Genomic DNA, 9,460 nt, shown 5'->3' with positions numbered 1-9,460 from the left:
TATGTACTTTCAGGTAGACGATTCTCTTTACTAGTCATATAAATTCTTTTTGGGTCAATAGAATAATGCGACAAGCCTTGTCATCATCACCTTTTCAAGAGGGAGTCGCCGCCTGAAACGAAGATCAACTACTGTCGTTTTTTTCTATGGGATCTGAGGGAATAACTTCCGATATGTGACAATCGATTGGATAATACGAGGCTACTTTTCAAACTAGATAAAGTCCTGTTTTGTGTCTATACAAAGAAAAGCATCTACCAAAACTATCACAAGCGCCATTTATTACGGACACAAGCAAAATACCGTCACACTATCGCACTTCCTCCCCTTAGAAAAACCAACACAAAAACCACAACAAGTCGCACATCACGACCTGCTGTGGTATCACCTGTTCAATACAACTCTTTCGGTGGAATAACCTCCGCCTGAACCAACGGCGGCTCCATCAACGTATCGATGCGCTCCTCCATCTCCTGCATCTGTATACGCTGCGCCGCCAACTCCTCTTCCTTCACATGCAACTGCTTCTCCAACTCCTTCACACGTCGCCCACTTCGATACGACTTATAAATAGCGAAGAAACCGCTAATAATTGCACCAAGCAATGCCGAACCAAGAATAATCAGCACAAGCGGAATCATCTCCGTACCAAAGAAATAATTCACCGGCACAGACTCCACATTAAACACAGCAAACACCGCGATCAATACAGCAAATAATAAACCAACTAGAACAGTCCATTGAAATTTCATACGCTTCATTCCTCCATTCAAAAAAGCAGGATATACCGAAGTATACCCTGCTTTTTATATAGTTCAAACGTATTACACAACAGGTTCGTCTGAGCCCCATTGTTTTTTCTCTTTTTCTACTTTCATTCCGCCACTCTTCGCTATTTGCTTTCTCTTTAGATCGAACCAAAGTTGAGCAGAGATGAAGATGGAAGAATACGTACCTGCAATCAAACCAATCAATAATGCGATAGAGAACGGTCGAATTGATTCTGCACCGAGTGCCATCAATGCCACTACGACGAAGATAACTGTCAGAACCGTGTTAACCGAACGGCCAAGTGTCTGTCGCAAGGATTTGTTGACGATTGCCGCCAACTCATCGTCCGTACTAATATGTTTCGAGCGATTCAAGTTTTCACGTATTCTGTCGAAGGTGACGATTGTATCGTTGATCGAGTACCCGATAATCGTTAGTACCGCCGCAATGAATGTGATATCTACTTCAAGTCGCAAAATACTGAAGATCGCAATCATGAAGAACGCGTCGTGCAGTAAACCGATAATTGCTGCTAGACCCATGCGCCATTCGAAACGGAACGCTACGTAGATGATGATTCCAAGAGCGGCAACTGCAAGAGCATAAATCGCATTGCGCACGAGCTCTTTACCTACCGTATTGGAGACCGTCGAAACGTTTGGCTCTGCGCCATATTCTTCAGACAACTCTTTTTTGATTTTATTGACTTCTTCTTGACTAAAGTCTTCTTTATATCGCGCTACCGCAATATTCTTGTCATCACCTGATATGACGACGTCGGACGTTGGATGACCGATTTCTTCTAGCAGTTTCGTTACGTCCGTTTCATCGAGCTGTTGTTCAGCAAGCATTTCCACGCGCGTACCGCCTGAGAAGTCGATTCCTAAGTTGAGCTTGAAGACACCAAGCATGATAGCCCCTACAAGCAACAAGACGATAGAGAGAGTATAGAAACGTTTTCTTGAATGAACGAAATCGAAACGATCAAATTTCGTCGTGAGATCAAGTGTTTCATAGCCTTCGTCTGCCGAATGTACTTGCTTCTTATTCAATCCGAACCAGCTTACCTTATTGTCGAGGTATCCACTGTGAACGAGTAGTCCAAGCAATAGACGAGATCCCCAAACCGCTGTAAGGAAACTGACCAAAATACTAATAATGAGCATCGTCGCGAAACCTTTAACAGAGCTTGTACCAAAAATGAACAATACTACTGCTGCAAGGAGTGTCGTGACGTTCGCATCGAGGATTGCGGTGAACGAAGACTTCGCTCCAGCCGTAAAGGACGTTTTAACCGATTTTCCGACACGTAATTCTTCTTTGATCCGCTCATAGGTGATGATATTGGCATCGACCGCCATACCGACCCCGAGCATTAATGCCGCGATACCTGGTAGTGTCAACACACCATTGATTAATGTGAACACTAGCAAAATCAAGAAAATATAAACAGACAGTGTGACAACTGCGATCAGCCCTGGCAAACGGTAATAGAGTGCCATGAAGATAAACACTAAGCTGACACCGACAATTCCGGCAAATATCGTTTTATCTAGTGCTTGTTCACCAAATTGTGCACCGACAGAAGTCGAGTAAATTTCCTCTAAATCAACAGGTAATGCACCTGCGTTCAAAATACCCGCCAGGTTTTTCGTCTCTTCAATAGAGAAGTTACCTGAGATTTCAACATTTGAAGAGTTGATGGTCTTAGACACATACGGAGCCGAGATGAAAGCAGGTTCCGGTTTTGCGGCTTCTTCAGCAAAGGAATTTTCGCCTTCGATGAAGTCCAACCAAATAACGAGCATGTTGTTCGGCTTCATGGCTGCAATTTCAGATGTAACTTCTCCAAACTTATTTGGATCTTTCATTTCCAATGTAACAACTGGGTTGTTGTTTTCATCGAAATTGGCTTTTGCTTTACCTTCTTTCAAATCATTACCATCGAGCATCAATTCATCGTCCGCATTACGGAATGAAAGATTGGCTTGAGTGGACAATAATTCGCGGGCAGTTTCCTGATCTTCTACCCCGGCAAGCTGAACGCGGATTCGGTTATTCGATTCGATTTGAATGCTTGGTTCGTTTACACCGAGCACGTCAATACGATTCGTCAACGCACGGGCCGTATCGGCAACTGTTGACTCCGTAATCTTTTGTCCTTCTTTCAATGGTTTCACTTGGTACAGAACCTCGAAACCACCCTGCAAGTCAAGACCTAGCTTGACATCTTTTAAAATCGGACTCGTCGTGGAAAACACCGTTGATGCCAAAATGACGATAAGCAGCAAAAACGCGACGATCCTTCCTCTGTTTTTCATATTTCCTTTTCCCCCTCATATACTAGAGCGGCATAGCACCTGTTATGTACTTTCTTCTCTCATTGTACAACATACCAATTATGAAACAGTAGATTGTCTGTGTCAAATACTTCATGATAGGAATGACCAATCAATCCGTTTTTTTAGGCGAAAATAACACAGACCATTCTTCTTTACTCAATTCCAACACTTCTTCACTGTTACGTTGAGCCTCTGTTTGCGTATGGGTCATGAACTGTGCCGCCGTAATGGTTAAAACATCTGAAATCATTTCATATGAACGCATCGCAGAAATTTCTTTTTTTCGCCACTTTTTCTCCACTACATATTTCAGTAAATCTTCTTCCGTAATCTCCGAGTAGCCGTAAAACGTCAATTCTTGCTTTTTACTTTCTAGTGCAGGGAGCAACTGTCTGTATAAGTCTGTCAACTGTTGATCCAATGCCGCTTCCCCCCTCGTGTATTGTTCCGGAATAAACTTGATTATATCACATACACTTAACTATATTTGGGTTTTTCCCAAGCATTCTTATTGTATCGGAAAACGTGGCTAATCAGAAGGAGTGGTGTAGGGTGTCATCATTTATTCGGGGGACGATCTTTTTGATGGCGGCCGTGTTTTTATCAAAATTACTCGGCTTCGTCTATCGAATTCAATTTATGCGGGTAGCAGGAGAAGAAACGGTCGGGATCTATATGACCGCATACCCGGCGTTCGTCTTTTTCCTCTCCTTAGTACAGCTTGGTGTGCCGATTGCGATTGCGAAGGTGATAGCGGAACTAAAAGCGCAAGGCGGCACTGTACAATTACGACAAGTTATGAGAACCGCCACATTTATCACTATCTTATCTGGCGCAGTCTTCATTCCTGCATGTATTCTGTTTATCCCTTTTCTAGCCGAAACTTTACTCGGTAACAGCGCGACCTCTACAGCATTATATGTAGCGCTCGCCATCGTACCTATCGCCTCAATTGGTGGATTAATCAGAGGATATTTCCAAGGGATTTCACGTATTGAAGAAACAGCATGGGCACAAGTCATCGAGCAAATCTTTCGTATTTTATTAATTACCTGGATGTTGCCGTACATTCTAGCGCCAGAAGATCCAATGATGAATGCAGCATATGCGATGGCTGTGACACTCCTCGCTGAAGTCGTGTCGGTACTTTATCTTTTGTACAAATACCGTCAGCAACAAAAAAAGGAGCCAAAGCCACAGAAAAAAGAACCGCGCTATCCGATGGAGCCCATCCTTGAGGTGGCACTTCCTTCGTCAGGCAGTCGTCTATTTGGAACTTTCACATGGTTTCTCGAGCCTATTATCTTTTTACGCGCACTTTCCATGGCAGGCGTTGGAACAGTAGCCGCCACTTCATTGTATGGAGTCATTTCAGGGGTACTTATTCCATTATTATTGTTTCCTGCATTCATTCCGTATGCATTATCCGTCGTGCTCGTTCCAGCGGTCAGTGGTGCAGTCGCTTCGAGTAACGTCAAGAAGTTACAAGAACGTATTCACTTAGCATTGCGTTTATCCGCCTTAACCGGTGCATTTGCGGCCACCGTATTTTATATACACGGGCAAGAACTTGCGGAGAAGCTATTCCATATTGTTGAAGGCGGCAGCTATATGACGATGCTTGCGCCCATCTTCTTCTTTTATTATATTCAAAGTCCACTCTATTCAATTTTGCAGGCGACGGGCGATGCGAAAGCTGGCATGATGAACTCCGTCTACGGAGGGATCGCCAAGCTCGCGGTCATGTTCATTTTGGCATCACAACCAGGTCTTCAAGAAACAGGTGCCGTTCTCGCAATCGGTTTTGGTGTACTCGTTACATCTTTCCTGCATATTGCGACACTGCGTCAAAACAAATCGACCGCCACTGGATTTTCGATGTTCGCGATGACGTATATTGTATTTCTGTTGACCGTCGTCATCCGCCCGATTTTTATTCCGATCGGTTCGCATCATTTATTCGTCGAATGCGCCATTACATCAGGCGTGCTACTTGCCTTATTATTGCTGACAAGACAAATAAAAGCACAGGACTTTATCATGCTACGGAATTTAGTTAAACGCTATTAATCATGTTTTAGTTGCACTCTAATTTCACCTTGTTCATACGAGCAATAGAAAATCTTGCTTAAATCGGTGATGTTTTTAGCATGTAACTCTTGTAGCAACCAGTCTTCTGTCTTGCCGATCAACTCCAAATGCTCAGGCTGAATATCGCCGTCAAGCACAAGTCCCACAATCGGCAAGTCGCCGTCTTTTGTAAATACGGATAAATTTCCGGAAGGTTCCAGATACGCAAACGTCACATTATGAATCGAACCGACTTGATTTTCGCGTAATTGTTGAAACAAGTCGTCGAGATTATAACGCTGTTTACGCATTTCATCTTCCTGGATCTCTCCATGGCGAATGATTAGCGTCGGATCTCCATCGACAAGATCACGAAACTTCTTACTTTTCAATGAAATCATCGACGAAATATATTGAATGACCAGTAACAGAAGGATAGGAAGAATCCCTTCGATAATAGGTTTGTCAGGGGATTCTACGATCATTGCAGCTACTTCCGCCATAATAATAAAGACCACAATATCAATGACACCCAATTCGCCGACTTCTCGTTTTCCCATAATGCGTAATATTACAAGAAGAAAAATATATAAAAACACCGTACGCAATCCGATGATGAGTAACTCATGCACAGCATATCTGCCTCCTTCACACTTAGTGTGCCGGCAGATCTTTTTTCTATACGTAAACAAACAAAAAAGCGGCAATCTATGGATATACCACTAGATAACCGCTTTTTATTATGACGCTGTTACAACTCTGCCTACTGCTTGCTTGTCAAAACGCAAAACTGTAGTTTCAGATACACGCAAGAAAATAGAAGTTTCATCTACTGCATCCACAGTTCCGTGAATACCACCGATTGTAACTACTTCGTCTCCACGCTTTAAACTAGTTTGCATCTCTTTCGCTGCCTTCTGTCTCTTCTGAGCAGGACGAATGAGTAAAAACCACATAATAGCTACCATGATTACTAGTGTAAAAATACCACCGTATTGTTCCATCATTATATATTTTCCCCCTTCCTGAAGCATCATTTTTTATTATACAAGATTTAAAAGTTTTTTGCATTCGGTTTGTTGAAGCCGTATTGCTCAAAAAACTCTTCGCGGAAATCACCGAGGCGATCTTCACGTATAGCCTGACGTACTTGCTCCATTAAATTCAGCAAAAAGTGCAGGTTATGATAGGACGTCAAACGTATACCAAATGTTTCACCCGCACGAATTAAATGACGAATATAGGCACGACTATAGTTTTTGCACGCATAACAATCACAGTTCGGATCAAGCGGACCAAAATCTCTTTCGTACTTCGCATTTTTGACAACTAAACGACCTTCACTCGTCATCAACGTACCATTACGTGCAATGCGCGTCGGCAAGACACAGTCAAACATATCAATTCCACGGATCGCACCGTCGATCAATGAGTCTGGAGATCCAACACCCATCAAATAACGCGGCTTATCTTGCGGAAGTAATGGTGTCGTGAAGTCCAGCACTTTATTCATAATATCTTTCGGTTCCCCGACGGACAATCCACCGATTGCGTAGCCTGGGAAATCCATCGATACTAGATCACGCGCACTTTGCTTACGAAGATCTTCAAACTCGCCACCTTGTACGATACCGAATAACCCTTGATCATTCGGACGTCCATGCGCTTCAAGACAACGTTCAGCCCATCGTGACGTACGCTCAACACTCGCTTTCATATACTCATGCGTCGCAGGGAATGGAGGACATTCGTCAAACGCCATCATAATATCGGCACCTAAATCGTTTTGGATCTCCATCGCTTTTTCTGGACTCAAGAACAACTTATCTCCATTAATATGATTACGGAAATGAACGCCTTCTTCTTTAATGTCACGGAATTTACTTAAAGAAAACACTTGGAAGCCACCGGAATCCGTCAAAATGGGACGATCCCAGTTCATGAACTTATGTAATCCGCCTGCTTCTTTAATGATTTCATTACCTGGACGCAACCATAAGTGATACGTGTTACTTAAAATAATGCCTGCACCCATTGCTTTCAATTCTTCCGGAGCCATCGTTTTTACTGTAGCTTGTGTTCCAACCGGCATGAAAGCAGGTGTTTCAAATGAACCGTGTGGTGTATGGACAATTCCCAGTCGCGCACCCGTTTGTTTACATGTTTTGATATGTTCATACGTAATAGCTGCCAATTAATCTCGTTCCTTTCTTGTAGCAGGGCGGATAAACATCGCGTCCCCAAAACTGAAAAAGCGATACTGCTCTTTCACGGCTTCTTCATATGCACTCATGACGTGATCGCGTCCGGCAAATGCCGACAACAACATCAATAGCGTAGATTTCGGCAAGTGGAAATTCGTCACTAAGCCGTCAATTGCTTTAAACTCATAGCCAGGATAAATAAATATCGAAGTCCAGCCACTCGCAGCCACCACTTCTCCGTTATTCTCTGAAGCAATCGTTTCAAGCGTCCGTGTAGATGTCGTACCAACCGCCACTACACTACCACCATTCGCTTTTGTCTCACGAACAAGTGCAGCCGTTTCTTCCGTCATCACATAATATTCCGCATGCATCGTGTGATCTTCAATAGTATCCACACTAACAGGACGGAATGTACCAAGTCCAACGTGTAGCGTAATGAACGCGATTCGCACGCTTTTTTCACGCAATGCATCTAAGATTTCATCCGTAAAATGCAAGCCCGCTGTAGGTGCTGCCGCAGATCCACGCTCTTTTGCGAAAACGGTTTGATAGCGTGTCTGATCTTCCAATGTCTCAGTAATATATGGAGGCAATGGCATCTGTCCGAGCTGATCAAGCAACTCATAGAAAATGCCGTCATAACTAAATTTGAATTCACGCCCGCCTTGTTCACCAAGTGCGGTACATTCAGCCTGCAACAAGCCGTCACCAAACGTCACGACCGTCCCTACTTTTATACGTTTTGAAGGCTTGACCAATGTTTCCCAGCGGTCGTCACCTGTTTCTTTTAACAATAACACTTCAATCGTTGCACCGGTTTCTTCTTTCGTCCCGATCAAACGTGCTGGCAATACTTTTGTATCGTTTAACACGAGCAAGTCCCCTGCTTCTAGTTCATCCACTAAATCACGAAAATGCTTATGTGTAACGATACCGTTATCACGTCCCATAACGAGTAAACGGCTCGCCGTGCGATCCAAAAGCGGTGTTTGAGCAATTAAATGTTCTGGTAAATCAAAATCAAAGTCTTCTACTTCCATCATGCTAACTCCTATCTGTCACTCAGGAAGCGGATAACCGAAATGCTCGTAAGCCTTTTCCGTCGCCATCCGACCTCTTGATGTACGTTGAATAAATCCCATTTGTAATAAATACGGCTCATAGACGTCTTCAATCGTCACCGACTCTTCACCAATACTTGCAGCGAGTGTATCAATGCCAACCGGACCGCCACGGAATCGTTCGATCATGCTATGGAGCAACTGATGGTCGATTTGATCGAGTCCATGATGATCTACTTGTAACATATCGAGTGCTTCTTGTGCAATCGATAGTGTAATGATTCCGTTACCGCGCACTTGTGCATAATCGCGCACTCTTCGCAGCAGACGATTCGCAATACGTGGCGTTCCACGAGAGCGTTTCGCCAGTTCCACAGCTGCTAGTGGATCGATGTCCACGGCAAATAAATTGGCGCTTCGAATGACAATCTCCGTCAATGATTCCACTTCATAATACTCTAGTCTAAGCGGTACACCGAAACGGTCACGGAGCGGAGCAGACAGTGCTCCTGCACGCGTCGTCGCGCCGATCAATGTAAACGGCGGTAAATCAAGTCGTACAGAACGCGCAGTCGGACCTTTCCCGACCATAATATCTAGACAGAAATCCTCCATTGCTGGATACAGCACTTCTTCAATCGCGCGGTTCAGCCGGTGGATTTCATCGATGAATAAGACGTCGCCCGGCTCCAACGAAGACACGACTGCCGCCAAGTCACCCGGACGTTCAATAGCAGGACCGCTCGTCATGCGGACATTAACACCCATTTCATTGCCGATCACCGTAGCGAGCGTCGTCTTTCCAAGCCCAGGAGGACCGTATAACAACACATGATCCAAACTTTCTTCCCGCTTTTTTGCCGCCTCGATAAAAATCGATAAATTATCTTTCGCTTGCTGCTGACCGATATATTGTTGCAATAATTGCGGGCGTAATGATTGTTCAAAACTATCATCAAAATCCGTCGCTTCATTCGTCAGTATGCGTTCATCCATTGGAACCACCTCC

Annotated in this window: 9 protein-coding genes; 1 reads left to right on the top strand and 8 read right to left on the bottom strand. The window is 44.0% G+C overall.

The genetic code is table 11. From position 1 onward, the window contains the following. Positions 1 to 392: 392 nt before the first annotated feature. From CSV68_RS11445 to CSV68_RS11435, 3 genes are all read right to left on the bottom strand, one after another. Positions 393 to 752, bottom strand: a complete 360-nt coding sequence (locus tag CSV68_RS11445) for a LapA family protein (protein ID WP_099634426.1) — start codon at positions 750 to 752, stop codon at positions 393 to 395. 72 nt (positions 753 to 824) lie between these two features. Beyond that, positions 825 to 3,092 carry a protein translocase subunit SecDF gene (gene secDF, locus CSV68_RS11440; protein ID WP_099634425.1) on the bottom strand — a complete coding sequence of 756 codons (2,268 nt, stop codon included), beginning with the start codon at positions 3,090 to 3,092 and terminating at the stop codon, positions 825 to 827. A gap of 130 nt (positions 3,093 to 3,222) precedes the next feature. Beyond that, complete coding sequence (locus CSV68_RS11435; RefSeq protein WP_158232148.1) at positions 3,223 to 3,534, bottom strand: post-transcriptional regulator; 312 nt, start codon at positions 3,532 to 3,534, stop codon at positions 3,223 to 3,225. A gap of 131 nt (positions 3,535 to 3,665) precedes the next feature. On the opposite strand from CSV68_RS11435, the gene CSV68_RS11430 reads away from it, so the two are divergent. Then, positions 3,666 to 5,183: a putative polysaccharide biosynthesis protein gene (locus CSV68_RS11430; protein WP_099634423.1), complete on the top strand. Its 1,518-nt coding sequence runs from the start codon at positions 3,666 to 3,668 to the stop codon at positions 5,181 to 5,183. On the opposite strand, the gene CSV68_RS11425 is transcribed toward CSV68_RS11430, so the two are convergent. The 5 genes from CSV68_RS11425 to ruvB form a co-directional block, all read right to left on the bottom strand. Continuing rightward, the gene (locus CSV68_RS11425) at positions 5,180 to 5,815 is read right to left on the bottom strand and encodes a DUF421 domain-containing protein (protein WP_099634422.1); all 636 of its coding nucleotides are present in this window, start codon (positions 5,813 to 5,815) and stop codon (positions 5,180 to 5,182) included. The two genes, CSV68_RS11430 and CSV68_RS11425, sit on opposite strands and share 4 nt — an antisense overlap. Before the next feature lie 108 nt (positions 5,816 to 5,923). After that, a complete protein-coding gene (gene yajC, locus CSV68_RS11420; protein WP_369802878.1) occupies positions 5,924 to 6,190 on the bottom strand; it encodes a preprotein translocase subunit YajC in 267 nt (88 codons plus the stop codon). A 47-nt stretch (positions 6,191 to 6,237) separates the two neighbouring features. After that, on the bottom strand, positions 6,238 to 7,377 hold the full coding sequence (gene tgt, locus CSV68_RS11415) for a tRNA guanosine(34) transglycosylase Tgt (RefSeq protein ID WP_099634421.1): 1,140 nt from the start codon (positions 7,375 to 7,377) through the stop codon (positions 6,238 to 6,240). Then, positions 7,378 to 8,430, bottom strand: a complete 1,053-nt coding sequence (gene queA / locus CSV68_RS11410) for a tRNA preQ1(34) S-adenosylmethionine ribosyltransferase-isomerase QueA (RefSeq protein ID WP_099662197.1) — start codon at positions 8,428 to 8,430, stop codon at positions 7,378 to 7,380. It abuts the gene before it with no gap. Positions 8,431 to 8,448: 18 nt separating this feature from the next. Further along, complete coding sequence (ruvB, locus tag CSV68_RS11405) at positions 8,449 to 9,447, bottom strand: Holliday junction branch migration DNA helicase RuvB (RefSeq protein WP_099634419.1); 999 nt, start codon at positions 9,445 to 9,447, stop codon at positions 8,449 to 8,451. Positions 9,448 to 9,460: the final 13 nt, after the last annotated feature.

It is taken from the genome of Sporosarcina sp. P29 (genome assembly GCF_002743265.1).
Classification (GTDB): domain Bacteria; phylum Bacillota; class Bacilli; order Bacillales_A; family Planococcaceae; genus Sporosarcina.
This window is presented reverse-complemented; position numbering and strand designations above follow the sequence as displayed.